We start from the raw sequence: 24,688 nt of genomic DNA, 5'->3' as shown, positions 1-24,688 counted from the left end.
CGCGCATTTAAGGAGCGGTGCGTATGACGCTCAATCGCCCGATCACCGGCAGTTTTCCAAGCAACCCGAACACCGGCGCGGTTACCCGCAACAGGAACCCCGACACCTTCGCCCCAAACGGCGTGTAATACCCCCACCCCAGCGCCAACAGCGCCAGCAATACGCCACCTATGTAATCGTCCTGACCCCAGTGCGCGCCCGCAACCAGGCGCGGCATCATGAACAGCAGCGCCAGGCCCCAGATCACCAGCACCTGGCCGATGCGCTTGGCAAATACGGTCATGAACATCCCCCAGATCAACAGCACCGAGGCATGGTCGCCCGGGAAGCTCTGGCTGGAACGGTCCTTCAACTCCCAGGTTTTCTCCAGTCCCGGGAAAAAATCACTCATCTGAATCGCGCCGCTGATCACCATGGATGGGCTGCTGTGCTGCCAGCCCATATGCGCCGCGAGTTTGGAGAACAACATGCGAATAAACAGCAACAGCAGCAGAATGCCGAGAAAACCAAAAAACGCCTGGCGCACCTGCACGGCCTTGAACACCCAGTCGCCGCGGATCAGCAGCGTCAGCAAAATAACGCCGACCACTGCATCAAACGGCCGCAGGCTGGCCACGGCCCACACATGCAGCCAGGTCGAATTGGTGGCTAGCGGGCCATTGAGCAGATGAAACAGCCACTCGTCGAAAATCACACACAGCATCTGGCCCGTGGGCCACAGCCAAAAACACAGCAGTCCGATAGCGAGTAGATTGCAAAGAGCCCATCGCCGGAGGTTCCAGTTGGCTTGGAACAAACCCGGATTGTTCATAAACTGTCCCTCATCGCTCTATTCAGCTCCTTGAATTCAGGAGAAGTCGCACCAAGATGGTGCTAAAGCGTTTAATTTTATAAACCTTGTAATCATTTTGTCATCACTTCAGATACCCAGACCTATGACTGATCTACCGGATACCGACTTCACCCAACGCTTCATCTTCGATGAGAGCGATGCCCGCGGCGAGATGGTGTCGTTGGAGCTCAGCTATGCCGAAGTCCTTGCCAAGCACGCCTATCCGGAGCCGGTCGCGCAATTGCTCGGCGAGCTGATGGCCGCCGCGGCGCTGCTGGTTGGCACCATGAAGTTCGACGGGTTGCTGATCTTGCAGGCCCGTTCCGAAGGGCCGGTGCCCATGTTGATGATCGAGTGCTCCAGCGAGCGCGAAATCCGTGGCCTGGCCCGTTATGAAGCCGACCAGATCGCCGCGGACGCCACCCTGGCCGACCTGATGCCCAATGGCGTCCTGGCACTCACCGTCGACCCGACCGAAGGCCAACGCTACCAGGGCATTGTCGACCTCGATGGCCAAACCCTGTCGGAGTGCTTCACCAACTACTTCGTAATGTCCCAGCAGGTGGGCACCAAGTTCTGGCTTAACGCCGACGGCAAACGTGCCCGTGGTTTGCTGGTGCAACAATTGCCGGCCGACCGCATCAAGGATGAGGATGATCGTGCCGAAAGCTGGCGGCATATCATCGCCTTGGCTGATACGTTGAAGGCCGAAGAACTGCTGGGCCTGGACAACGAAACCATCCTGCACCGCCTTTACCATGAAGAGGCTGTGCGGTTGTTTGACTCGCAAGCCTTGCACTTTCATTGCAGCTGTTCGCGCGAGCGTTCAGGCAACGCCTTGGTCAGCCTGGGCCTGGAAGATGCGCAAAATCTGGTGGTGGAACACGGCGGCCATATCGAGATTGATTGCCAGTTCTGCAACCAGCGCTACCTGTTCGATGCCGCTGATGTAGCCCAATTGTTCGCCGGAGCGGGCATCGACACCCCTTCCGACACCCGCCACTAAAACGTTTAAGCACAGGTAAATCACCTGACAAACGCCGGATTAGAGGTGTTCTGACGGGAGGGCCCTACTCTTTTTGGGCTTTTCTGGCATAATCCGGCCCACTTTTTTCGCGGTAGTAGTGCGCAACTTTCTACTACAAAACGTTTGGAGCACTCGGCCATAGGCCGACGGGGAACCTCATGACGCAAGCCAATAACGCCGTATACACCGATCTGAGTGTTGACGATCTGGTCAAAGAAGCCCTGCAGCGCGGTGAAGGCGTGCTTGCCGATACTGGTGCGCTGGTTGTCGAAACCGGTCACCGCACCGGTCGTTCGCCGGTCGACCGTTTTATCGTTGAAGAGCCTTCCACCCAGGACGCCATTGCCTGGGGCCCGATCAACCGCAAGTTCCCGGCCGACAAGTTCGATGCCCTGTGGGCTCGCGTCGAGGCGTTCAACAACGCGCAAGAGCATTTCGTTTCCCATGTTCACGTAGGGGCCGCAGAAGACCACTACCTGGCCGTGAAAATGACCACCCAGACTGCCTGGCAGAACCTGTTCGGTCGTTGCCTGTTCATCAACCCGGCCCAGTACAACCCGGCCGGTCGTGAAGAGTGGCAAGTGCTCAACGTGGCTAACTTCGAGTGCGTGCCAGAGCGTGACGGCACCAACTCCGACGGTTGCGTGATCCTCAACTTCGCGCAGAAAAAAGTGCTGATCGCCGGTATGCGTTACGCCGGTGAAATGAAAAAAGCCATGTTCTCGGTGCAGAACTTCCTGCTGCCGGCCGCCGACGTACTGCCGATGCACTGCGCCGCCAACATTGGCGAAGCAGGCGACGTGACCCTGTTCTTCGGCCTGTCCGGCACCGGCAAGACCACCCTGTCGGCCGACGAAAGCCGTTACCTGATCGGTGACGACGAACACGGCTGGGGCGAAGGCGTAGTGTTCAACATCGAAGGCGGTTGCTATGCCAAGTGCATCGACCTGTCGGAGAAGAACGAGCCGGTTATCTGGAAAGCCATCAAGCACGGCGCCGTGCTGGAAAACGTCGTGATCGACGAGGCCAAGCACGCCGACTACGCTGATGTCAGCCTGACCCAGAACAGCCGTGCCGCCTACCCGCTGGAGCACGTTGCCAAGCGTTCCGAGAAGAACCTGGGCGGCGAGCCAAACGCAGTGATCTTCCTGACCTGCGACCTGACCGGCGTACTGCCGCCAGTGTCGATCCTCAGCGAAGAACAAGCGGCCTACCACTTCCTGTCCGGCTACACCGCGTTGGTGGGTTCGACTGAAATGGGTTCGGGCAGCGGCATCAAGTCGACTTTCTCCACCTGCTTCGGCGCGCCGTTCTTCCCACGCCCGGCTGGCGAATACGCAGAGCTTCTGATCAAGCGCATCCGTGGTTTCGGCTCCAAGGTCTACCTGGTCAACACCGGCTGGACCGGTGGCGGCTACGGCGTTGGCAAGCGCTTCAACATCCCGACTACTCGCGGCGTGATTGCAGCGATCCAGAGCGGCGCGTTGATCGGTGCGCAAACTGAACACCTGGACACCATCAACCTCGACGTGCCATTGGCCGTACCGGGCGTTGAAACCGGCCTGTTGAACCCACGTAACACCTGGGCTGACAAAGCTGCCTACGACGAAGCCGCGAAGGCGCTGGCTGGTCTGTTTATCGAGAACTTCAAGAAGTTTGAAGTGAGCGATGCGATCAAGGCTGCGGGTCCTAAGTTGTAAGACTCAGCTGTTGTGAAAAAGCCGCCTTTTGCAGGCGGCTTTTTTGTGCGCGCAGGGTTAGTGGGCGATGTGCAGCAGCACCGCGCCGACCAGCACCAGCACAACCCCGAGCACCTGTACCGCCGACAAGCGCTCCTTGAAAAACACAAACCCCAGGATCGCCGCAATACCGCCCGATAGCGTACTGATCACCGTCACCACCGATACCGACCCTGCCATCGCACCCCACGAAAACGCCGAGAACCCGCCGAGGTTCATCAGGCTCGCACCGGTCAACGTCGCGCAATTTTTCAGCGGTGGGATCTTCAGGCCGTCCTTGATCTTCAGCACCATCACCACCAGCACGCACAGGCCCACCAGGTACCCCAACCACAACATGGTGATCGGCCCCAGTGCCGGCAGGGTGTAGCGACCTTGCAGCCAGAAACTGGTGCCGTACAGCGTTGCTGCGAGCATGGCGTAGGCGATGGACAGGCGCGGGTTGTTGTGGGGCGTGCCGTTGTCCTTGTGGATGCTGGACAGGATCACGCCGATCACGCACAGGGCGATGCAGCCCAGTTGTATCAGGCTGATGTGCTCACCGCTGGCCCAGGACAGCAGGGTGGTCACCACGCCATAGGACGTGACCAATGGCGCGACGATGGCGGCTTTGCCCAAGGCGAATGCCTTGGACAGTGCGAGGGCGCCAGAGACGGTCAGCAGGGCCGCTGCGATGCCCAGGAGCCAGACGCTCAACGGCGCATCAAGGGATTTGAACAGGAAGGCCGGGAAAATGACCAGCAGCAGAGTCATGATCAGAAAGCCGAGGGCTTGGCCGAAATACACCGCGCGTTTAACGCCAACGGCGCGGGCATTGAGGCCCACGAGAAAGTCCGTGCCACCCCAGAGCAGGGCGGCCAGCAGGCCCATTAGTACGTCCATGTAAGGTCCTTGTTATGCATACCGCTCGCCAGATTAACGCAGAACCAATGTGGGAGGGGGCTTGCTCCCGATGGCGGTGAATCAGTCAGCTTATCTATAGCTGACCCACCGCAATCGGGGGCAAGCCCCCTCCCACATTTGGATCTCAGTGCTCTTGGGATCAGCTCAGGTTTTCCAAGGTCTGCGTGTCCCACCTGTGGGTCTTGATCGCCAGGTAGAGCATACCGATGGTCAGCGGTATTTTGTCCCCGCGGCCCTTGGCGCGACGCTTCAAGAACACGTCGAACACCGGCGGCTGAAAGTAACGATAAGCGTCGTAGTCGCTTAGGTCGACCCCAAAATCCTGTTCCAGTGCCTCCATGAATTGCTTGGCCTCAACGCCATCGCAAGCAAGGTCGAAGTTGAGCGAGGTTTGCAGGCGAATGGTCTTGTGTTGCGGCAGACCGATTTCTTCATGCAGCAATTGCAGGAGCTGCTGCATGACGGGGTCTTCGGGGAAGTGGGGGGCCAGGTTCATGGTGGGGGCACGTAGGAGTGGGTGAGGGGGCCTGTTACGCTTCAGGCGGTATTTGTTTCGAGTGATAAAGAGAGCCAAGCCTATCAAGAACAGTGCCAGGGGAAGGAGTTGAATGTTCAGAATGATGGCGACGTAGGGCAGCCAGAACAATAGAACCAGTCCCGTTATGATGAAGGTAACGGCGAAACGCTTTCTTAATGAGCAGTCGGTTATTTGGTAGTGCAGCAAAAGGTATAGCCCGATAAAGCACACTAATTGCAGGTAGAGGTTCATGGCTCATGGCACCTCTTCGCTTCGAGTGTCTGGGTATCCCAGTGCTTGGCTTTGACAGCCTGATAGAGCATGTCGATGGTAAGTGGGAGCTTTTCCTCACTGCCTCTTTCTACATATCGCAAATGTGCGTCAAGGCTGCGGTGTTTGAAGTAGCGGCTGTTTTTGTAGTCGCCTGATCTCAGGCCAAATTCTTGCTTCAGTACCCTCATTAATTGCTTGGCTTCGGTACTGCTACAGCCAAGATCATGATTGACCGATGTGTCGAGGGTGATCGCCTTGTGCTTGGGCAGGCCGATACCTTCGTGCAGGACTTGCAGAAGGTGAAGCATGATCGGGTCGTCAGGGAAGTCAGGCGCAAGGTTCAAGATTGGGGCAATCAACAAAGGGTGAGTGGTTTTTACTCTGCGATAGATATTCGGGGTGCTCAGCAACCCGATGCCTGTCACGAAGGCGACTATCGGCAGGCTTTCAAGCTGTGCCCCTATGGTCCAAGAAGTGGCATACAACAGAACTGTTGGGCCTGTTATCAATAGACAGAGCCCAAGCCATTTTCTGAGTACGGGCAACTTTATTGTCTTATCAATAACGGCGGCCAGTACTAGGAAGAGAAGCAGATTGATCCACTGCATGTGTTCATTCACCGCACTAGCCACCTTGGAACTGCCGAACCATTGCCGACAATGATCGCTGAGGACCAATTCCGCCGTTGACCTGTGCGTCGACGCCGATAACAACGTCACCGGCGTGATAGCTGCGAATAATGCCTTTAATCGTCAGGCTAACAGCTGCTCCGGCAGCGAGCCCAATTGGAGGCGATACCAGGCTCATTGGAGCTGATACTGCGCCGCCGATGAGTCCTGCAACGATTTCCCCGCGAACGTTGAGCAAGTCAGCTCGTTGCCGGGTCAGCGGTTTGGAGATAGCAACAGTCATCTTGCAAGGCAAATCACGGGCAAGCATTTTTTCGTAGAGATCGACTAGTCGATGACGCACCTCGTTTGCGCTGGAGCCAGCTTCTAATAAACACAGCTTTGCCAGCACGTGTCGGTGGGTTGGTAAAATCGTAAGGCGAATCACCGTGAAAGTGATGCCATAGTGACCGACATATTGAGTCCTTTCGATGTTCACAAATTTATGCCGACAGAGCTTGGAGAGGGCGCTAGTTTCGCTCAGGCGAAAGGTATTTCCGTAGAGGGCGAGCGATTGTTTGAAGCAGTTTGGGAAGCGGACGTCGCGCCATTTGGTGGTTTCTTACAGTGGTTTCCTGGGTTTACGGCTTGATACCGATTTGGCAGGCTGAACTGGCAAAAAGTGGGAGCCGGGCTTGCCCGCGATGGCGGTGCGTCAGGTTTAAAAAATATAGCCCGATACGCCGCCATCGCAGGCAAGCCAGCTCCCACACGTTTAGCTGTGTAGCGGATCGCTTTGTGTTGGTTGGTCGGCCGCTGGTCGCATTTGCACGTGTTGAGTAGCTTCGAGCAAATCACAGCCGTCCTGAACGAGCAGGTACAGCGCATTGATGATGTGAGAAATGTCTTTGAGGTCGGCGTGTTCGAAGGTCAGGCAAGAGAAGGTTTCCACTAAATCGCTGGCGGCGCGGATACGCTGGTGGGCGGCGGATTGGATGTCATCACAGTGTTCCAATACAGATTCAAAGAAATACGCCAGAGGAGCTGGCACGTTTGTCTCTGCTGTTTTTCGGGTGACCAAACCCGGTCGCTGATTTGGCAGCGACGAGCTGAACCTTAGAAGTGAGGTTGTTCTCGAGCAATAAACATATGGTTTAGTCGTTCGCGGTTCGATCAGGCTCTGGGAGGCTTACTGATACACCGCTCAAAAATCGCCTCCAGTCCTCGATAGTCACACGCCACCGCATCAATATTCGCGGGTATCCATGCCGCGTGTTTCACCAGCCACCAATTCACCGAAAATCCCGCATTCACGATGATCTGTTCAAAGAGGATCCGCTGAGCCCGTCCATTACCTTCACGGAAGGGATGGATGACATTCAGATCGCCATAAGCTTCAGCGATGTGGTGAACGAGATCGGCCTGGGACGCGCCGGTATACCAATTGGCTTCCTGCATATGCCGACTGATCTTCGCCGCTTCCGGCGGGATGCGCTCCGGGGTGCAGAACAGCGTCTTACCTTTCTGGATGTTGACGCTGCGCAGTTCACCGGCCCAATCGTAGATGTCACCGAACAGGACGCGGTGGATGTGTTGCAGACGATCAAGGTCGTAGGGCGGCGGAAACAGCGGAAGGTTGCCTACTGCAATCTCGGATAACTCCCGCTCTGCCTCGTGCAGGCGGTGTTCATCGACCAAATCGAGGCGGTTGCGCAGGACGCTGCTACCGGGGTAGCAGTACGGGTCCTGGCCCACCCCGTATTTGTCGAGCATCAGCGTGAGGTGTTGCGGTATTTGGCCAGGACGGCTTCGCGGGTCGGCAGGGGCTTGTCGACATCGGTCGGTTGGGTATCGAACCCTTCCAGGCGCAGGCTGGCCAGGTAATTGGAACGGCGGATCTTGTGATAGTGATCCTGCTTTTGCTCAAACGTCAGTTCGCTCATTGCAGCGTACTCCTGGGTAGCAAGGCTGTGATTGTAGCGCAATGCTTCAGGGGGAAGGCAGTATAAAAACCAAGTCGTAACCTGTATCAAAATCCCGCCGAAGATCTTAATTCAATGTGAGTTTTCGCAATATTCCCCGTGGGCCCTGGGCCATCCCCTGCCTGTGTATCATCCTGTCTCTTATTTCCTTGCGACCTTTCTCGATTCGCCGAACTTACTGGGCTACGTTTTTAAGCCACGTTCAGCGGTCAATGGAGTGACAGCCTTATGCACGACACCCTCCAGCAGGTCTTTGGTTATCCACAGTTTCGCCTGGGCCAGGAAGAGACGGTCAGCGCGGTCCTGGCCGGGCGTTCGGCAGCAGCAATTTTCCCTACGGGGTCGGGTAAATCTTTGTGCTACCAGCTGTCGGCGGTGTTGCTGCCGCACCTGACGCTGGTGGTGTCGCCTTTACTGGCGTTGATGCAGGATCAATTGGGGTTTCTGCAGCACCATGGCATTTCGGCAGGCAGTATCGATTCGGCCCAGAGCCGTGATGAGGCCAACGATGTGATGGCCCGTGCGCGTTCGGGCGAGTTGAAAATCCTTATGATTTCGGTGGAGCGTTTGAAGAACGAGCGCTTTCGTAACTTCCTGCACAGCGTGCAGATTTCGCTGCTGGTGGTGGATGAAGCGCACTGTATCTCCGAATGGGGCCATAACTTCCGCCCGGATTACTTGAAGCTGCCGGACTACCAGCGCCAGTTCAATATCCCACAAGCGTTGCTGCTGACGGCCACGGCGACGCCCAAGGTAATCGCCGACATGCAGGCCAAGTTCGCGATTGCCCCCGGGGATGTGGTGACCACCGGCTTCTATCGGCCCAACCTCAACCTGCTGGTGGAACCGGTCAGCGGTCAGCACAAGCGCCGCAGGTTGGTTGAATGGATGCAGGAGCGGGCCAACCAACCGAGCATCGTCTATGTCACTTTGCAAAAAACCGCCGAGCAGATTGCCGAGCATCTGAACCGCCACGGCATTCAGGCCGAGGCTTACCACGCGGGGCTGCCCCACGATAAACGCGAGGGCATCCAGCAGCGGTTCATGGGTGGGCGCTCCAATTGCATTGTCGCGACGATCGCGTTCGGCATGGGCATCGATAAAAGCGATATCCGCAATGTGGTGCACTTCGACCTGCCAAAGTCCATCGAGAACTACAGCCAGGAAATCGGCCGTGCAGGGCGTGACGGGCTGCCGTCGGATTGCCTGGTGTTGGCCAATCGCGACAGCCTCAATGTGCTGGAAAATTTCGTCTACGGCGACACGCCGGAGCAAGAGGGCATTGGCCGTGTCCTCGAGGAGTTGCAGGCCGCACGCAGTGAAGGGCAGTGGGAGTTCCTGCTCAGGTCGTTGTCCGATCACAGCAATATTCGCGAGCTGCCACTCAAGACGCTGCTGGTGCAGTTGGAACTCAAGGGTGTGATCGCGCCGCGCTACGCGTTTTATGCCGAATACCGTTTCAAGTACCTGGTCGAGCCCGACGCTTTGCTCGCACGTTTTTCCGGCGAGCGGCAGCAGTTCGTCGCGGCGATCATCCAGGTGTGCAAGCGTGCGAAAACCTGGGCAACGGTGGATTTCGACGCGCTGTATCAACAGCACAATGCCGAGCGCAGCCGGGTGGTCAAGGCGCTGGATTACTTCCAGGAGCAGGGCCTGATCGAGCTGGAAAGCAAACAGATGACCGAGGTCTACAGTTTGCTCGACACCGATTTCGATACAGTGGTGTTGAGCGCCGAGTTATACACAGGCTTCAAGCAGCATGAAGTGACGGAGGTGGCGCGGATTCACGCCATGCTCGACCTGTTCGCCACCGAGCACTGCCTGGGGCAGCGCCTGGCGCAGTACTTTGGTGATGAAAACGCTCCCCTGCGTTGTGGACATTGTTCGGTGTGCCACGGCCATGTCGCGTATCTGCCGCCTCCGCCAAGCCTGCCGCCGCTTGTGGATAAAAGCTTTATGGGGCTGTGCGGCGATTTTATCCACAGGCATCATGAGCACACTGGCGAGCTACCCAGTGCCGAGCGGCTGACGCGGTTTCTTGGCGGTATCAGCGTGCCGTTGTTTACCAAGTTGAAGGCGCGGGGCATTCCCGGTTTCGCCGCGCTGGAGGACTACCCCTACGCCGAAGTGCGCGAATGGGCCCGCGCTCAATTAGACCTACTCTGAAGAGACTTGCCGATGCCTGACTCAACGCCCCTGCGCGCCGATTACCGCTACTTCCAGCCGATCACCACGCGTTGGCACGACAACGATGCCTACGGCCATGTGAACAACGTCACCTACTACAGCTTTTTCGATACGGCGGTGAATACCTACCTGATTGAACAGGGCGGGCTAGATATTCACGACGGTGAGGTGGTGGGATTCGTGGTGAGTTCGGCGTGCGATTATTTTGCGTCGATTGCCTTTCCCGAGCGCATTGAAATCGGCCTGCGAGTGGGCAAGTTGGGCAACAGTTCGGTGCAGTATGAGCTGGCGGTGTTCAAGGCAGGCGAAGAAGAAGCCTGTGCGGCGGGGCGCTTTGTGCATGTGTTTGTGGATCGGGCCTCGAACCAGCCTGTGCCGATACCGGGGATGTTGCGCGAGGCGTTGCAGCGACTGGTGGTCTGACCTTGCGGCACCCCATGTGGGAGGGGGCTTGCTCCTCCCACATTAGTACTGAGGTGCTCTTCAGAGCTTACCGATGACGGTAGTGGTGCTTGTTCTTGCGATGCCCATAGGCATGACCACGGCCTGGATGGCCATCGCGGTAGTAGTGACGGTCGTCACGGTCGCGGTCGCGATAACGGCGGTCGTCGCGGTCACTTTCGTTACCCATGTAGTTGCCCAGTGCACCGCCCGCGCCACCGCCGGCCGCCGAGCCGATCAGTGCGCCGGTACTGCCGCCGACACTGCGGCCCACGACGTTGCCGCCAGCTGCGCCCAGTGCGCCGCCAATGGCGGCTTCGCCACGGCTGCGCTTGTCGGCGCCGACCGCACTACCACCCGCGCCGCCCAGGGCCGCGCCGATGGTCGAACCGGTATTGCCGCCCAGCTGCTGGCCGACAACAGAACCTAGAACCCCGCCCAATGCGCCGCCTACACCGGCTTCGGTGGTGCCACCGGCCATGGCTGCGCCACTGACCAGGCCAAGGGACAACAAGAGAATCGAGGAGAACTTCATTCAGGGAAACCTCAAGGGGATGACGGCGCGATCCTGAGGTTGTATCGAGCCGCTGACAATCGAAATCCGACCGGCGGCAGAGGTTGTATACAATTTGCTAAGTTGCTGTTTTGTATGGGGAACTTAAGTTGTTTTTACAGGTCTTTAGTTACTTCGGAACGGCCGCTTTTATGCAAAAGCGGCCTTTTTTGTGCCCGTAGAATATGTAGAGATTGTGCGGGCCTCGAAAGCGGTCATTCAAACAACAAAGATCCCGGGTCAGGCCGAGCGCGCCATGATCAACCCAGTATCACTCGCCGCCTCCAGACGAATTGCGACGAACTTCGACGTTGGCGTATGGCTGCCGTCGCCGGTGCTTTCCAACGGCACCAGTGGGTTCACTTCCGGGTAGTACGCTGCCGCCTGTCCGGCCGGAATATCAAACGCCAGCAAGGTAAAGCCCTTCACCCGGCGCTCACGGCCGTCCTCCCACAGCGACACAATGTCGGCCTTCTGCCCTGGCTTGAAGCCCAGGCGGATGATGTCGGCTTCGTTGACGAACAGCACGTCACGCTGGCCCTTGACGCCACGGTAACGGTCGTCCAGGCCGTAAATAGTGGTGTTGTACTGATCGTGGGAGCGCATCGACTGCATGATCAGGTCTGGTACCCGGCCCGTGGCGTGGGTGCGTTCGTGGATCAGGTCTTTGGGCAGGATGTTAGGGCGGAAACTGGCGCGGCCCGACGGCGTGTTCCAGCGACGTGCGCCGGCCGAGTTGCCAAGGTAAAAACCACCTGGGTGCTTGATGCGTTCGTTGAAATCCTTGAAGCCCGGGATGGTGTCGGCGATCAGGTCGCGGATGCGCCCGTAGTCGGCTACCAGCCAGTTCCAGTCCACCGGTGTGCTGCCCAGGGTGGCGGCGGCAATTCCGGCCAGGATCGCGGGCTCGGATTTCATCAGCGCCGACAGCGGTTGCAGTTGGCCATTGGAGCCATGGACCATGCTGAACGAATCTTCCACCGTCACCGCTTGCGGGCCGTCGGCCTGGATGTCGATATCAGTACGGCCCAGGCACGGCAGGATCAGTGCGTCTTTACCGTGCATCAGGTGGCTGCGGTTGAGCTTGGTGCTGATTTGCACGGTGAGGTCGCAATTGCGCAGGGCTTCGAAGGTACGCGGGCTGTCTGGCGTGGCTTGGGCGAAGTTGCCGCCCAGGCCGATAAACACCTTGGAGCGGCCTTCGAGCATGGCGTGAATCGCTTCCACCACGTTGTGACCATTGTCTCGCGGCACCTGAAACTGGAAACGACGCTCCAGCGCGTCAAGGAACGCCACCGGTGGGCGCTCGTTGATGCCCATGGTTCGATCGCCCTGCACGTTGCTGTGACCGCGCACGGGGCACAGGCCGGCACCAGGGCGGCCGATATTGCCACGCAGTAGCATCAGGTTGGCGATTTCCTGGATGGTTGGCACCGAGTGACGGTGCTGGGTAATCCCCATTGCCCAGCACATGATCACGTTCTTGCCTTTGGCGTACATGCGCGCCGCTTGCTCGATCTCGACCAGGGTCAGGCCGGATTGCTCGACGATTTCTTCCCATGAGGTGTCGTCGATCTGGCCCAGATACTCCAAAACGTTGGCGGTGTGCTCATTGAGAAAGTCATGGTCGAATACCGCTTCCTTGCCTTCGGCCAGCGCTTGGCGTTCCCACAGCAGCAGGAACTTGGCCATGCCGCGCAGAATCGCCATGTCGCCGCCCAGGGCCGGGCGGAAGTAGGCAGTGTTGGTCGGCTTGTCGCCGTTAGTGAGCATTTCGAGCGGATGTTGCGGGTGCTGGAAGCGCTCCAGGCCGCGCTCTTTCAGGGGGTTGATGCACACCACCTGGGCACCGCGCTTCACCGCTTCGCGCAACGGTTCAAGCATGCGCGGGTGGTTGGTGCCGGGGTTCTGGCCCCAGACGAAAATAGCGTCGGCATGTTCGAAGTCGTCAAAGGTCACGGTGCCTTTGCCCACGCCCACACTCTGCGCCAGGGCTACGCCGCTGGCTTCGTGGCACATGTTCGAGCAGTCCGGGAAATTGTTGGTGCCGTAGGCGCGCACAAACAACTGATACAGGTAGGCGGCTTCGTTGCTGGCGCGACCCGAGGTGTAGAACTCGGCCATGTTCGGGCTGGGCAAGGCGTTGAGGTGCTTGCCGACCAAGTCAAATGCCGCATCCCAGCTGATGGGGGTGTAGCGGTCGGTTTGTGCGTCATAGCGCATCGGCTCGGTCAGGCGGCCCTGATATTCCAGCCAATAGTCGCTTTGCTCCAGCAATGCCGTGACGCTGTGCTTGGCGAAGAAGGCTGCATCGACGCGGCGCTTGGTGGCTTCCCAGTTGACCGCCTTGGCGCCGTTTTCGCAGAACTTGACCATGCCGCTTTCCGGCGAGTCGCCCCAGGCGCAGCCCGGGCAGTCGAAGCCGCCGTTCTGGTTGGTCTTGAGCATCATGCGCAGGTTTTTAAGCGCGTTATCGCTGGTCAGCCAGGCTTGTGCCACGCTGATCAGGGCGCCCCAGCCGCCGGCCGGGCCTTTATAAGGCTTGTAGCGCGGAGTTGGGGTTTGGTCGGCTTGGTGGTGAAGGCTCATGGCTGGTGCTCCATCGCTGGGCTGTAGACCCGTGGCGCGCTTTTCTGCGGCAGGTGGATGAGATTGAGGTTGTGCCGGCGTGCCCATTGCAAGGCCAGGCCGGTGGGCGACGACAGGCTGACCAGGGTCTGGATGCCTGCACGCAAGACTTTCTGGATCAATTCAAGGCTGCAGCGGCTGGTAACAATCGCCAGGCCGCCGTCGGTCGGAATCTTTTGGCGGATCAACGCGCCGATCAATTTATCCAAGGCGTTATGCCGGCCGATGTCTTCACGGCCCAACAGCAATTCGCCTTGATCGTTCATAAACACCGCCGCGTGCACTGCACCGCTGTACTGGCCCAACGGTTGGAACGCACTGATGCGCTGGCGCAGGCCGTCGAGCCATTGCGCTGGCGGCAAGGGCGCGCCGGGCAGCACTTGAAGGTCGGGCAGGGCCTGCTCAACCGCTTCTACACCGCACAGGCCGCAGCCGCTGGTGCCCGCTAATTGGCGGCGCTGCTGCTTGAGGTTCCAGAAGGCGCGGCTGGAAATCTGTACCTGAGCATACTGAGCGGAGCCCGCGCCGCTGATTTTGAGATCATAAATATCGCTAACGTCGGCAATAATGCCGCTGCCGAGGCTGAAGCCGACGATAAAATCCTCAAGATCAGTCGGTGTGACCAACATGACAGCCTGACTGATATCGTTATAGGCAATGGCCAACGCCACCTCTTCGGCCAACGCAGTGCTGCCGACTTCAGTGTGTTCAAGATTGCAGTATTGGTAGCTCTGGCTGGCGGCGGGCGCGGGCGTTTCAAGGGCGGGCGCCGCGCAGGTTGGGCGCTTGGCGTTCATGGGGCAGTACCACCGACGGATTGATCAGTGTTCAGACTAGGCGCGACAAAGGGTCGCGTCTAATTGCCAGTATTGATGTATTGATAGATGGCGTCGATCAAGGTTCCCGCCCATTTCGCCGGGGGCTTATTCCAGGGACGGCGGATCTGGATACTTTTGAGTCTTTAGCCGGTTTGGAACCCAAGTCTGCTGGACTGGTCTAGTCTTGGGCATCTGGAAATTAAATCCCAAGGAGAGCGCACCATGAGTATTTTTAGCTTTATCAAAGAAGCCGGCGAAAAGATTGTCGACCTGTTGACGCCGGGTAATGCGAACGCCAGTGAGCAGCTGAAGGAACATGTGAGCAAGGTGGGCCTGGGTAATCCAAACGTGCAGACCACGGTGGATGGCGACAAGGTCACTGTGACTGGTGAAGTGGCGAGCCAGGAAGAGAAAGAAAAGATCCTTTTGGCACTGGGCAACATTGCCGGCGTGGCAAGCGTAGATGACCAGATCACTGTCACCGGCCCTGCAGTTGCCGCGGCTCGCTTCGTCGTGGTGAAAAAGGGCGACACACTCAGCGCGATTTCTCTCGCGGTGTACGGTAACGCAAACCAGTACAACAAGATTTTCGAGGCTAACAAGCCGCTGCTGTCGCACCCGGACAAAATCTATCCAGGCCAGACACTGCGTATCCCTGAGTAATACGCAGGACAAAATGTGGGAGGGGGCTTGCTCCGGATGGCGGTGGTTCAGTCACCTGATACTTGGCTGATACACCGCTATCGGGAGCAAGCCCCCTCCCACATGGGTTCAGAGCCCGACAATGAGATCTCGGTAATCCTCTACTGCCGCAAACTCTGCGGTGTCCTTCGGGCCTTTCTTGCTATCAGGCTCTTTGACTGCCAGCAAATGCCCCACGCCGAAATCCCGGGCACTGCGCAGGATCGGCAAGGTGTCATCTATAAACAGACTACGGGCCGGGTCAAAGTGGATATCGGCTTGCAACGCTTCCCAGAACTGTGGGTTTTCCTTGGGAAAACCGTAATCATGGGAGCTGATCAATCGCTCGAAATACGGCGCCAGTTCAATGCGTTCCAACTTCAATGACAGCGAATCACGATGAGCGTTGGTGATCATGATCACGCGCTTGCCGGCCTGTTTGATCGCCTTCAGAAAAGTATCGGCATCCGGGCGCAGGGCGATCAGGTGGGCGGTTTCCAACTTGAGTTCGCGCACCGGGATCGCCAGTTCAGTGCTCCAGAAATCCAGGCAATACCATTGCAACTGTCCGGCGTTACGCTCAAACAACGGCTGCAACTCCATTTCGGCCATGGCCCGGCTCACGCCGTGCAGTTCGGCGTAGCGGTGGGGCAGGTGTTCCATCCAGAAATGGTTGTCGTAATGCAGGTCGAGCAGGGTGCCGTCCATGTCCAGCAGGACGGTGTCGATGGCGTGCCAGGGCAAAGAGGGCATGGTGCGTTCTCATGTAAGTAAAGATATCCGACACAGACAATCGGAAAAGCCACGGTATAGTAACCCGATCACGCCAAGGAGCCGCTTATGCGCCAGAAACCCACCGTCCTCGCCCGCGAAATAGTCGCCAGTAGCCGTTTGTTCCGCGTGGAGGAAGTGCAGTTGCGCTTTTCCAATGGCGTTGAACGGACCTACGAGCGCCTGGTGGGGCGCGGCGCGGGCTACGGCGCGGTGATGATTGTGGCGATGATCGACGAGGATCATGCATTGCTGGTCGAAGAATACTGCGGTGGCACTGACGAATATGAATTGTCCTTGCCCAAAGGTTTGATCGAGCCCGGCGAGGACGTGCTGGCGGCGGCGGACCGCGAGCTCAAGGAAGAAGCTGGCTATGGCGCACGGCAGTTGGAGCACATCACCGAGCTGTCGTTATCGCCGGGCTATATGAGCCAGAAAATTCAGGTAGTACTGGCCACCGACCTTTACGAAGAGCGCCTGGAGGGCGATGAGCCTGAGCCGATGCGCGTGGACAGGGTCAACCTGCGGGAGCTTTCTGCGCTTGCGCAAAACGAGCAATTCAGCGAGGGCCGAGCGCTTGCCGCGCTGTACCTGGTACGCGATCTGTTGACCCAGCGTGGAGCGTTCAACGCATGAGCGAACTGTTTTTAGGCCACCCGTTTATCGCCCCCGTGATTGAGCTGGCCCGCCAGGCCGGCGAAGCTATCCTGCCCTACTGGCGCGCCAATGTAGCCGTGACCTCCAAAGCGGATGATTCGCCGGTGACGGCTGCCGATCTGGCCGCTCACCATCTGATTCTCGCGGGCCTGACCGCGCTTGATCCGAGTATTCCGGTACTCTCCGAAGAAGACGCCGATATCGATCTGAGCGTGCGTGCCCAGTGGCAGCGCTGGTGGTTGGTGGACCCATTGGATGGCACCAAGGAATTCATTTCCGGCAGCGAAGAATTCACTGTCAATATTGCCTTGATCGAACAGGGCCGCGTGGTGTTCGGCGTAGTGTCGATGCCGACCACTGGCCGTTGCTACTTCGGTGGCGCGGGCCTTGGGGCATGGCGTTCAGATGTGAAGGCCGCACCCAAGCAGATCCAGGTACGCCAGACCCCGGCCGTGGGCGAAGCCTTTACTGTGGTCGCCAGTCGTCGGCATACCAGCCCTGAGCAGGAACGCCTGCTGGATGGCTTGAGCGAAGGTTTGGGCGCGCTGAAGCTGGCGAATATCGGCAGCTCGTTGAAGTTTTGCCTGCTGGCCGAAGGCAGTGCTGACTGCTATCCGCGCCTGGCACCGACCTCACAGTGGGATACCGCTGCGGCACAGGGCGTACTGGAAGGCGCGGGAGGTGAAGTGTTGGAGTTGAATGGTCAGCCGTTCAGCTACCCGGCGCGGGAATCGCTATTGAACCCGTTCTTTCTGGCGCTGCCAGCCAAGGCCGCATGGCGTGAGCGCCTGTTGACCCTGGCCAGATCTTAAGATCACTGCAGAGCAAAATGTGGGAGCGGGCTTGCCCGCGATGACGGAGTGTCAGTCATACAGGTATTGGCTGATCCACCGCTATCGCAGGCAAGCCAGCTTCCACTTTTATTTTATGTAATGGCTGCTAGCGGTGCAGGACGTAATGGCCGGTAAAGGCCACTGCACGCTCCTCACTGCCTTCATTCACAATCCATGTCTCCAGCGCCAACCGCGCCCGTCCATAACGCTTGTACGTCGCCAGGAAACGCTTCCACACTTTTTCTTCCGGCGCCGCGCAAATGGCCGTCGCATCCTGCGTCACCGGCAGCGGATAGCTGATCTGCCCTTCCTGAATCACGATATGACCGTCTTCTATCCCCGCTTCGCGCAGCTTCAGGTGCAGCCAACCCCAGCCTGCCAGTACGGCGCCACAGTAGAGGCTGCCACCGAACATGGTGCTTTTGTGGTTGATATTGGCTTGCAAGGGCAGGTGCAGCTGCAGTTGGTCGTGTCGCCAGTCGAGCACCTTGAGACCCATCTCCCGGGTGAGGGGAATGTCGTGGTGAAGGACGGCTTCCAGGTAACGGCTGTCGCGGCTCATAGCGGTCTCTTGGTGGTAGGCGGGTTCATTCGTCGTCGGCGCTCTGGCTGGTGCTGTCGGCGAAGTTCAGACCGTGTTTGCGTAACTTGTCGTGCAAGGTCTTGCGCGGCACGCCCAACGCTTCGGCGAGGCTGCGCACGGAGCTGTGAGGGCGGGTGAGTTCGGCGGCGATCAAGCTTTTTTCGAACTGCTCGACTTGCTCGCTCAAGCCGCCGGGCGTGGACGTCAGCACGCCCGCGGCGGGATTGTCCTGGGCGCTATCGAGCGCCAACTCCAGGCCCAGAGCGAAACGCTCAGCGGCGTTTTGCAGTTCCCGCACATTGCCCGGCCAGCTATGGCGCAATAACAGCGCGCGTTGGCCCGGTTGCAGCTCATGCAGGGGCAGGCCGTGGCGGCTGCTGGCCTCGTCGGCGAAGTGCTGGAACAGCATCAATGCATCTTCACCACGCTCGCGCAGAGGCGGGATGCGTAGCGGTGCGACGTTGAGGCGGTAATACAAGTCGGCACGGAAACGGCCCTGGTCGGCGGCTTGGCGCAGGTCTTCCTTGGTGGCGGCGATAATGCGGATATCCAGCGGAATCAGCTGATTGCCGCCCAAGCGCTCCACCACGCGCTCCTGCAACAGGCGCAGCAACTTGACCTGCACATCCAGGCTCATGCTTTCGATTTCATCGAGAAACAGCGTGCCGCCATTGGCGAACTCGAACTTGCCGATGCGGCGTTTCTGCGCGCCGGTGAACGCCCCCGGCTCATGGCCGAACAGTTCGCTTTCTACCACCGATTCGGCCAGCGCCCCGGCGTTGATCGCCACAAATGGGCCACTGCGGCGGCTTGAAAGATCATGCAGGGCGCGGGCGACGACTTCTTTGCCAGCACCGGTTTCGCCCAGGATCAGCACATCGGCCTTGGTCGCGGCCAAGGCGCCAATCTGCTCGCGCAGGCGCAACATTTGCGGGGAGTGCCCCACCAGGCGCGTGCTCAGTTGCTGACGATCGCTGAGGGCCAGGCGCAGGCTGCGGTTGTCCAGCACCAGGCGACGCAAGGCCAGGGCGCGGCGCACGCTGTCGAGCAGTGCGTCGCTGGCGAAGGGTTTTTCGAGGAAGTCATACGCGCCGGCACGCATCGCCTGCACCGCCAACGGTACGTCGCCGTGGCCGGTGATCAGCAGCACCGGCAGGTCCGGGTCCTGGCCATGCAGTTCGGCCAGCAGCTCCAGGCCGTCCATGCCGGGCATACGGATGTCGCTGACCACCACTCCAGGCCAGTCGCGGGACAGGCGTGCGGTGAGGCCGGTGGCTTCGCCCAGGGGCAGGACTTTGAGTCCGGCCAGGTCCAGGGTTTGGCACAGGGCTTGACGCAGGTGTGGATCGTCGTCGATCAACACCACCTGAATCTGGTTGTCGATGCTCATACACTGCGGTCCTCGGACGGTTGCAGACTGACGCCCGGCGAGCCGGCACGCAATTTCAAGGTTAACAGCGCGCCGCCTTCCTTGTGGTTGGCGAACAGCAGTTCGCCACCAAAGGCGCGCATCAGGGTGTCGCAGATTGCCAGGCCCAAGCCCAGGCCCTGGGTGCGCGTCTTGGTGGTGTAGAACGGCTCGCTGGCGCGGCCCAGGGCTTCCATGCAAAAGCCTGGGCCGTTGTCGCGAATGTACAGGTTGACGCCCTGGGGCGTGGTTTCGGCACTCAGCCAGAGTTTGCGCGGCGGGCCTTTTTCAGTGAGGGCGTCCAGGGCGTTGGCCAGCAAGTTACCCAGTACCTGGCGCAGACGGGTTTCGCCGGCCTGCACCCATAGGGTTGCTTCCGGCAGGTCGCGGATCAATTCCACTTCCATCGAGCGCCGCCGCTTGGCCAGCAACGCCAGGGCGTCGTCCAGGGCCGGTTGCAAGGCTACGCTCTCCGGCGCGTGACGATCACGGCGAGCGAATGCACGCAAATGGGCGATGATCGAGGCCATGCGTCCGGTCAGCTCGCTGATCAGTTTGAGGTTGCCGCGGGCATCGCTGGTGCGCTCATGGTCGAGGAGGATTTCGGCGTTTTCTGCATAGCTGCGAATCGCCGCCAACGGTTGGTTCAGCTCATGGCTGATACTCGCCGACATGGTGCCCAGGGCCGAGAGTTTACCGGCCTGGACCAGGTCGTCCTGGGCGCGCACCAGTTCCTGCTGGGCGTGTTCGCGCTCCAACACTTCCTGTTTCAGGCGCCGGTTCAGGCCCTCCAGGTCGCTGGTACGCTCGGCCACGCGCATTTCCAGCTCACGGCGGGCCTTGGCTTCGAAGGCGATGCGTTCCAGGTAGTGCCGACGGCGCTGCATCAACAATCCCAGCAACAGCATCAGCACCAACAACGTGGCACCGCCCACGGCGACAACCGTGCGCACCGGACGGTTGATCAGCGAGCGTGGCGCCAGGATTTCCACATTCCAGCCGGTTTCGGCGATGGCGGTGGATTGGCGCAGCCAGGCGCTGCTGCTCAGGCTCAGCGGCTGCGGGTCACGGGTGGGGTAGGGCTGTATGGCGATGATGGCCTGGCGCTCTTCGGCGGTCAGTGGCCGCGTGGCGCGGAAACGCCATTGCGGGCGCGAGGTGAGGATCACCACGCCGTTGTGGTCGGTGACCAGCAGTTGTTCCGGGGTATTGCCCCACAGGCTTTCGGTGTGATCAAGGTCGACCTTGACCACCAGCACGCCGATGATGGTGTCGCCGTCACGCACCGCGGCGGCGAAGAAGTAGCCGCGCTTGGCTGAGGTGGTGCCCAGGCCGAAAAACCGACCCAGGCGCCCGGCCATGGCTTCGCTGAAATAGGGGCGAAAGGCGAAATTGCGCCCGACGAAGCTGTCTTGTTTGTCCCAGTTGGAAGCGGCAAGGGTCTTGCCGGTGGTGTCCATCAGGTACATCACTTCCACGCCCGCCTGGGCGGCGACATCCTTGAGCAGCAGGTTGGCATTGGCCAGGTTGGTACTGACGTGAGGTGCGTCCAGGGCGATGCGCAGGGCCGGCAAATCGCCGAGGATTTGCGGCAACACTTCATAGCGGTGCAGGGTGCCCAACAGGTTGGCGACATACAGGTCGAGAGTCTGGCGGTTTTGCCCGGCCAATTCGCTGCGGTAGTAGCGCTCGGCCAAATGCTCCAGCGGCCACAGCAGCGGTGCCAAGCACAATGCCAGCAGGGCGAGGCTGCGCCAGCGGGGTCTTCGCGGAAGGGGTGGAGTCATGGGGAGTGTGCGCCTGTGGGTACAGGCGCATTATGCCTAGTGCTGCTTGGCAAGACACTCGTGCAATGCATCTTGCCAATGGGGCTGGCTGACGTGCCATTGCTGTTGCAGACGCGAGCAATCCAGGCGCGAGTTCAGCGGGCGCTTGGCGGGGGTGGGGTAGGCACTGGAAGGGATCGGCTCCAGTTCGGCGCAGGCTTTGCCCTCGATCCGCAATTGCTCGCCAATGGCTTGGGCAAAGCCGAACCACGAGGTCTCACCTTGTGCGGTGAGGTGGTAAACCCCCCAGTCTCCGGCCTTACCGGCCTGCCACTGCTCAATCAGCGCACGGGTGCTGCTGGCGATGGTCCCGGCCCAGGTCGGCGCACCGATCTGGTCGGCGACGATGCGCATCTGCGCTTTTTCCTGCAGCAGGCGCTGCATGGTCAGCAGGAAATTCTTGCCATGGCTCGAATACACCCAACTGGTGCGCAAGATCAGGTGTTCGCCACCCACGACAGCAATCGCCTGTTCACCCGCCAGTTTGCTCTGACCATAGACACCCAAAGGGTTGGGTGTGTCGCTTTCGATGTAAGGGGCAGGTTTGCTGCCATCGAACACGTAGTCGGTCGAGTAATGAATCAGCGGGATGCCCAGTGCCTTGGCTTCCTCGGCGAGGATGCCGGGGGCGATGGCGTTGATCGCAAAGGCTGCGTCCGGTTCGCTCTCGGCCAGATCCACGGCCGTGTGAGCTGCCGCGTTGATGATCAGGCCAGGGCGGTGGGCGCGTACCTGTTGGCGGATGAGGTCAGCGTCGGCCAGGTCAAGCTGGTCGCGGCCCAGGATGACGAGTTCGCCAAGACCCTGGAGCCGCTGTTGCAGCTCCAAGGAGACTTGGCCGTGTTGGCCGGTGATTAATATTTTCATGGGAACAGGTCGGCTTCCATCAGCAGTTTTCCGACCTGGTCTTTGGCAGACAATTGCGGCGGCTCGACCAGCTCCCAGTCGATAGCCAGCGTTGGGTCATTCCAGAGAATGCTGCGCTCGGCGCTTGGCTGGTAGTAATCGGTGGTTTTGTACAGGAACTCTGCGTGGTCGCTCAACACCACGAAACCATGCGCAAAACCTTCCGGCACCCACAATTGACGATGGTTCTGTGCCGACAGGCGTACACCCACCCAGTGTCCGAAGTTTGGGGAGCTGCGACGGATGTCGACGGCTACATCCAGCACTTCGCCGTGAGTGACACGCACCAGCTTGCCTTGAGTGTGCTCAAGCTGATAGTGCAAGCCCCGCAGTACGCCTTTTTGCGAGCGCGAGTGGTTATCCTGCACAAAATCACGCTTGAGCCCGGTAGCTGCTTCAAAAGCGCGGGCGTTGAAGCTTTCGTAGAAGAAACCGCGCTCGTCACCGAATACCTTTGGCTCAAGGATCAGCACGCCGGGTAGTGTGGTTTCAACTACGTTCACTGGGTCTCTCCGGCGAGGGAATACAGGTACTGGCCATAGCCGGTCTTGCCGAAGTATTTGGCGCGTTCCAGCAGATAGTCGCGGTCGATCCAGCCGTTTTCGTAGGCGATCTCTTCCAGGCAAGCCACTTTCAAGCCCTGGCGGTGCTCGATGGTCTGCACGTAAGTCGAGGCCTCCAGCAGGCTGTCATGGGTGCCGGTGTCGAGCCAGGCAAAGCCGCGACCGAAGCGTTCTACATGCAGGTCGCCGCGCTGAAGATAGGCGTTGTTGACGTCGGTGATTTCCAACTCGCCGCGCGGCGAAGGCTTGACGGCCTTGGCGATCTTGATCACGTCGTTATCGTAGAAATACAGGCCGGTGACGGCATAGGGTGACTTGGGCTTCGCCGGTTTTTCTTCGATGGACAGGGCGCGGCCCTCTTTATCGAAATCAATCACACCGAAGCGCTCCGGGTCTTTTACCCAGTAGCCGAATACCGTAGCGCCCGATGAACGCTCGGCTGCAGTGCGTAATTGATCACTAAAATGTTGGCCGTGGAAGATGTTGTCCCCCAGAATCAGGCACACGGCGTCATCACCGATGAACTCTTCGCCAATGATAAATGCTTGAGCCAACCCGTCTGGAGACGGCTGTTCGGCATAGGTGAAATGCACGCCAAACTGGCTGCCATCTCCCAGCAGGTTTCGGTACTGTGGCAAGTCTACCGGCGTGGAGATCACCAGGATGTCCTTGATCCCGGCAAGCATCAGCACGGATATCGGGTAGTAGATCATGGGTTTGTCGTACACCGGCAACAGCTGTTTGGACACTCCCAGAGTAATGGGGTGCAAGCGGGTGCCGGAGCCGCCAGCCAATACGATGCCCTTCATCATGCGATTAGATCCTTCAAGTCGGTGTTGCCCAATCGTTCGCCCTGATAACTACCGTCCTGGACCCTGCGGCACCATTCCAGGTTATCGAGGTACCACTGCACGGTTTTGCGCAGTCCTGTCTCAAAGGTTTCTTCCGGGACCCAGCCCAGTTCGCGTTCGATCTTGCTGGCGTCGATGGCGTAGCGCTGGTCGTGGCCAGGGCGATCCTTGACGAAGGTGATCAGGTCAGTGAATTTTGCCACGCCGGCAGGGCGCTGCGGCGCCAGCTCTTCCAGCAGGCCGCAAATGCCACGTACCACGTCGATGTTCTTCTGCTCGTTATGACCACCGATGTTGTAGGTCTCGCCCACCACCCCAGTGGTCACCACTTTGAGCAGTGCGCGGGCATGATCCTCGACGAACAGCCAGTCACGTACCTGCAAACCATCGCCGTAGACAGGCAGTGGCTTGCCCGCCAAGGCGTTGAGAATAACCAGCGGGATCAATTTTTCGGGGAAGTGGAATGGCCCGTAGTTGTTCGAGCAATTGGTCAGCAGTATCGGCAGACCGTATGTACGCTGCCAGGCGCGTACCAGGTGGTCGGATGCCGCCTTGCTCGCGGAGTAGGGAGAGCTGGGCGCGTAAGGCGTGGTTTCGGTGAAGAGGTCGTCTACGCCGTGCAGGTCGCCATACACTTCGTCAGTGGAAATGTGGTGGAAGCGGAACGCGCTTTTGGCCGGTTCTGCCAGCTTCTGCCAGTAAGCCCGTGTGGCTTCCAGCAGGCTGTAGGTGCCAACGATGTTGGTCTGGATAAAATCCGACGGACCGTCAATGGAGCGGTCAACGTGGGACTCGGCCGCCAAGTGCATGATCGCATCAGGTTCAAAGCGTGCGAGTACGGCGCTGACGGCGGCCTGGTCGATGATATCGGCCTGGACAAACTCATAGCGGCTGTTGGACGCGATGCTGGTCAGCGATTCAAGGTTGCCGGCATAGGTGAGCTTGTCCAGATTGAGCACTTCATGTTCGGTATCTTGAATCAAATAGCGGATCAGGGCTGAGCCGATAAAGCCAGCGCCGCCAGTAACGAGAATGCGCATATCGGAGGGCCCTTTCCTTAGATGGACATTAAGCGAATGAAGCATAGCTTGAGTTGTGTGG

26 protein-coding genes are annotated in these 24,688 nt (G+C 59.2%); 7 read left to right on the top strand and 19 right to left on the bottom strand.

What is annotated here, in order from left to right:
* Positions 1-7 precede the first annotated feature (7 nt).
* Entirely contained in the window at positions 8-811 is an 804-nt protein-coding gene (locus E4P00_RS25295) for a phosphatase PAP2 family protein (protein ID WP_248133280.1), read from the bottom strand.
* A 124-nt stretch (positions 812-935) separates the two neighbouring features.
* Between E4P00_RS25295 and hslO the strand changes: the two genes are divergently transcribed.
* Together hslO and E4P00_RS25285 are read left to right on the top strand one after the other, a co-directional pair.
* The gene (gene hslO, locus E4P00_RS25290) at positions 936-1,838 is read left to right on the top strand and encodes an Hsp33 family molecular chaperone HslO (protein WP_005783822.1); all 903 of its coding nucleotides are present in this window, start codon (positions 936-938) and stop codon (positions 1,836-1,838) included.
* A gap of 179 nt (positions 1,839-2,017) precedes the next feature.
* Positions 2,018-3,559, top strand: coding sequence for a phosphoenolpyruvate carboxykinase (locus E4P00_RS25285; protein WP_005783824.1), 1,542 nt, complete (start codon positions 2,018-2,020; stop codon positions 3,557-3,559).
* Positions 3,560-3,616: 57 nt separating this feature from the next.
* On the opposite strand, the gene E4P00_RS25280 is transcribed toward E4P00_RS25285, so the two are convergent.
* From E4P00_RS25280 to E4P00_RS25250, 7 genes are all read right to left on the bottom strand, one after another.
* Positions 3,617-4,480 (bottom strand): DMT family transporter, encoded by an 864-nt coding sequence (locus E4P00_RS25280; protein ID WP_248133279.1) that lies wholly within the window; start codon positions 4,478-4,480, stop codon positions 3,617-3,619.
* 160 nt (positions 4,481-4,640) lie between these two features.
* Positions 4,641-4,997 (bottom strand): DUF1493 family protein, encoded by a 357-nt coding sequence (locus tag E4P00_RS25275; RefSeq protein ID WP_248133278.1) that lies wholly within the window; start codon positions 4,995-4,997, stop codon positions 4,641-4,643.
* 269 nt (positions 4,998-5,266) lie between these two features.
* Positions 5,267-5,911: a DUF1493 family protein gene (locus tag E4P00_RS25270; protein WP_078820038.1), complete on the bottom strand. Its 645-nt coding sequence runs from the start codon at positions 5,909-5,911 to the stop codon at positions 5,267-5,269.
* Between the two features lie 4 nt (positions 5,912-5,915).
* On the bottom strand, positions 5,916-6,398 hold the full coding sequence (locus E4P00_RS25265; protein WP_078820039.1) for a hypothetical protein: 483 nt from the start codon (positions 6,396-6,398) through the stop codon (positions 5,916-5,918).
* A gap of 276 nt (positions 6,399-6,674) precedes the next feature.
* Positions 6,675-6,950, bottom strand: coding sequence for a hypothetical protein (locus E4P00_RS25260; RefSeq protein ID WP_032878404.1), 276 nt, complete (start codon positions 6,948-6,950; stop codon positions 6,675-6,677).
* A gap of 122 nt (positions 6,951-7,072) precedes the next feature.
* Entirely contained in the window at positions 7,073-7,672 is a 600-nt protein-coding gene (locus E4P00_RS25255) for a Fic family protein (RefSeq protein WP_216090597.1), read from the bottom strand.
* Positions 7,672-7,842 (bottom strand): YhfG family protein, encoded by a 171-nt coding sequence (locus E4P00_RS25250; protein WP_003187692.1) that lies wholly within the window; start codon positions 7,840-7,842, stop codon positions 7,672-7,674. The genes E4P00_RS25255 and E4P00_RS25250 overlap by 1 nt, the downstream gene beginning before the upstream one ends.
* Positions 7,843-8,109: 267 nt before the next feature.
* On the opposite strand from E4P00_RS25250, the gene E4P00_RS25245 reads away from it, so the two are divergent.
* Both E4P00_RS25245 and E4P00_RS25240 read left to right on the top strand, forming a co-directional pair.
* A complete protein-coding gene (locus E4P00_RS25245) occupies positions 8,110-10,047 on the top strand; it encodes a RecQ family ATP-dependent DNA helicase (protein ID WP_248133277.1) in 1,938 nt (645 codons plus the stop codon).
* A 12-nt stretch (positions 10,048-10,059) separates the two neighbouring features.
* Positions 10,060-10,491, top strand: coding sequence for a thioesterase family protein (locus E4P00_RS25240; protein WP_032878401.1), 432 nt, complete (start codon positions 10,060-10,062; stop codon positions 10,489-10,491).
* 67 nt (positions 10,492-10,558) lie between these two features.
* Here the strand turns inward: E4P00_RS25240 and E4P00_RS25235 are convergent, their stop codons facing one another.
* From E4P00_RS25235 to fdhD, 3 genes are all read right to left on the bottom strand, one after another.
* Positions 10,559-11,044 (bottom strand): glycine zipper domain-containing protein, encoded by a 486-nt coding sequence (locus E4P00_RS25235; protein WP_248133276.1) that lies wholly within the window; start codon positions 11,042-11,044, stop codon positions 10,559-10,561.
* 258 nt (positions 11,045-11,302) lie between these two features.
* Entirely contained in the window at positions 11,303-13,651 is a 2,349-nt protein-coding gene (locus E4P00_RS25230; RefSeq protein WP_248133275.1) for an FdhF/YdeP family oxidoreductase, read from the bottom strand.
* A complete protein-coding gene (gene fdhD, locus E4P00_RS25225) occupies positions 13,648-14,487 on the bottom strand; it encodes a formate dehydrogenase accessory sulfurtransferase FdhD (RefSeq protein ID WP_005783839.1) in 840 nt (279 codons plus the stop codon). Before fdhD ends, E4P00_RS25230 begins: the two co-directional genes overlap by 4 nt.
* 243 nt (positions 14,488-14,730) lie before the next feature.
* Between fdhD and lysM the strand changes: the two genes are divergently transcribed.
* Positions 14,731-15,171 (top strand): peptidoglycan-binding protein LysM, encoded by a 441-nt coding sequence (lysM, locus tag E4P00_RS25220; protein ID WP_078820043.1) that lies wholly within the window; start codon positions 14,731-14,733, stop codon positions 15,169-15,171.
* Positions 15,172-15,279: 108 nt separating this feature from the next.
* Here the strand turns inward: lysM and yrfG are convergent, their stop codons facing one another.
* Positions 15,280-15,942 carry a GMP/IMP nucleotidase gene (gene yrfG / locus E4P00_RS25215; RefSeq protein ID WP_032878397.1) on the bottom strand — a complete coding sequence of 221 codons (663 nt, stop codon included), beginning with the start codon at positions 15,940-15,942 and terminating at the stop codon, positions 15,280-15,282.
* 87 nt (positions 15,943-16,029) lie between these two features.
* On the opposite strand from yrfG, the gene nudE reads away from it, so the two are divergent.
* Positions 16,030-16,596 carry an ADP compounds hydrolase NudE gene (nudE, locus tag E4P00_RS25210; protein WP_005783845.1) on the top strand — a complete coding sequence of 189 codons (567 nt, stop codon included), beginning with the start codon at positions 16,030-16,032 and terminating at the stop codon, positions 16,594-16,596.
* Positions 16,593-17,429, top strand: a complete 837-nt coding sequence (cysQ, locus tag E4P00_RS25205) for a 3'(2'),5'-bisphosphate nucleotidase CysQ (RefSeq protein WP_005783847.1) — start codon at positions 16,593-16,595, stop codon at positions 17,427-17,429. The genes nudE and cysQ overlap by 4 nt, the downstream gene beginning before the upstream one ends.
* A gap of 127 nt (positions 17,430-17,556) precedes the next feature.
* Here cysQ and E4P00_RS25200 read toward each other — a convergent pair whose 3' ends face one another.
* Genes E4P00_RS25200 through rfbB form a run of 7 tightly spaced genes read right to left on the bottom strand, consistent with a single transcriptional unit; the run spans position 17,557 to position 24,627 of the window.
* Positions 17,557-18,012, bottom strand: a complete 456-nt coding sequence (locus tag E4P00_RS25200) for a thioesterase domain-containing protein (protein ID WP_248133274.1) — start codon at positions 18,010-18,012, stop codon at positions 17,557-17,559.
* Positions 18,013-18,037: 25 nt separating this feature from the next.
* The gene (locus E4P00_RS25195) at positions 18,038-19,423 is read right to left on the bottom strand and encodes a sigma-54 dependent transcriptional regulator (protein ID WP_148853129.1); all 1,386 of its coding nucleotides are present in this window, start codon (positions 19,421-19,423) and stop codon (positions 18,038-18,040) included.
* A complete protein-coding gene (locus E4P00_RS25190) occupies positions 19,420-21,228 on the bottom strand; it encodes an ATP-binding protein (RefSeq protein WP_078820045.1) in 1,809 nt (602 codons plus the stop codon). Before E4P00_RS25190 ends, E4P00_RS25195 begins: the two co-directional genes overlap by 4 nt.
* Before the next feature lie 36 nt (positions 21,229-21,264).
* Positions 21,265-22,134, bottom strand: coding sequence for a dTDP-4-dehydrorhamnose reductase (gene rfbD, locus E4P00_RS25185; protein ID WP_248133273.1), 870 nt, complete (start codon positions 22,132-22,134; stop codon positions 21,265-21,267).
* Positions 22,131-22,676, bottom strand: coding sequence for a dTDP-4-dehydrorhamnose 3,5-epimerase (gene rfbC, locus E4P00_RS25180; RefSeq protein WP_032878390.1), 546 nt, complete (start codon positions 22,674-22,676; stop codon positions 22,131-22,133). Before rfbC ends, rfbD begins: the two co-directional genes overlap by 4 nt.
* Entirely contained in the window at positions 22,673-23,548 is an 876-nt protein-coding gene (gene rfbA / locus E4P00_RS25175) for a glucose-1-phosphate thymidylyltransferase RfbA (RefSeq protein ID WP_005783860.1), read from the bottom strand. The genes rfbC and rfbA overlap by 4 nt, the downstream gene beginning before the upstream one ends.
* Positions 23,545-24,627: a dTDP-glucose 4,6-dehydratase gene (gene rfbB / locus E4P00_RS25170; protein ID WP_078820047.1), complete on the bottom strand. Its 1,083-nt coding sequence runs from the start codon at positions 24,625-24,627 to the stop codon at positions 23,545-23,547. The genes rfbA and rfbB overlap by 4 nt, the downstream gene beginning before the upstream one ends.
* Between the last annotated feature and the right edge of the window lie 61 nt (positions 24,628-24,688).

Origin of the sequence: Pseudomonas sp. B329 (assembly GCF_023127835.1) — a bacterium.
GTDB classification, from domain to species: Bacteria; Pseudomonadota; Gammaproteobacteria; order Pseudomonadales; family Pseudomonadaceae; genus Aquipseudomonas; species Aquipseudomonas synxantha_A.
The sequence above is the reverse complement of the archived record's forward strand: the minus strand, read 5'-3'. Positions and strand labels throughout refer to the sequence as shown.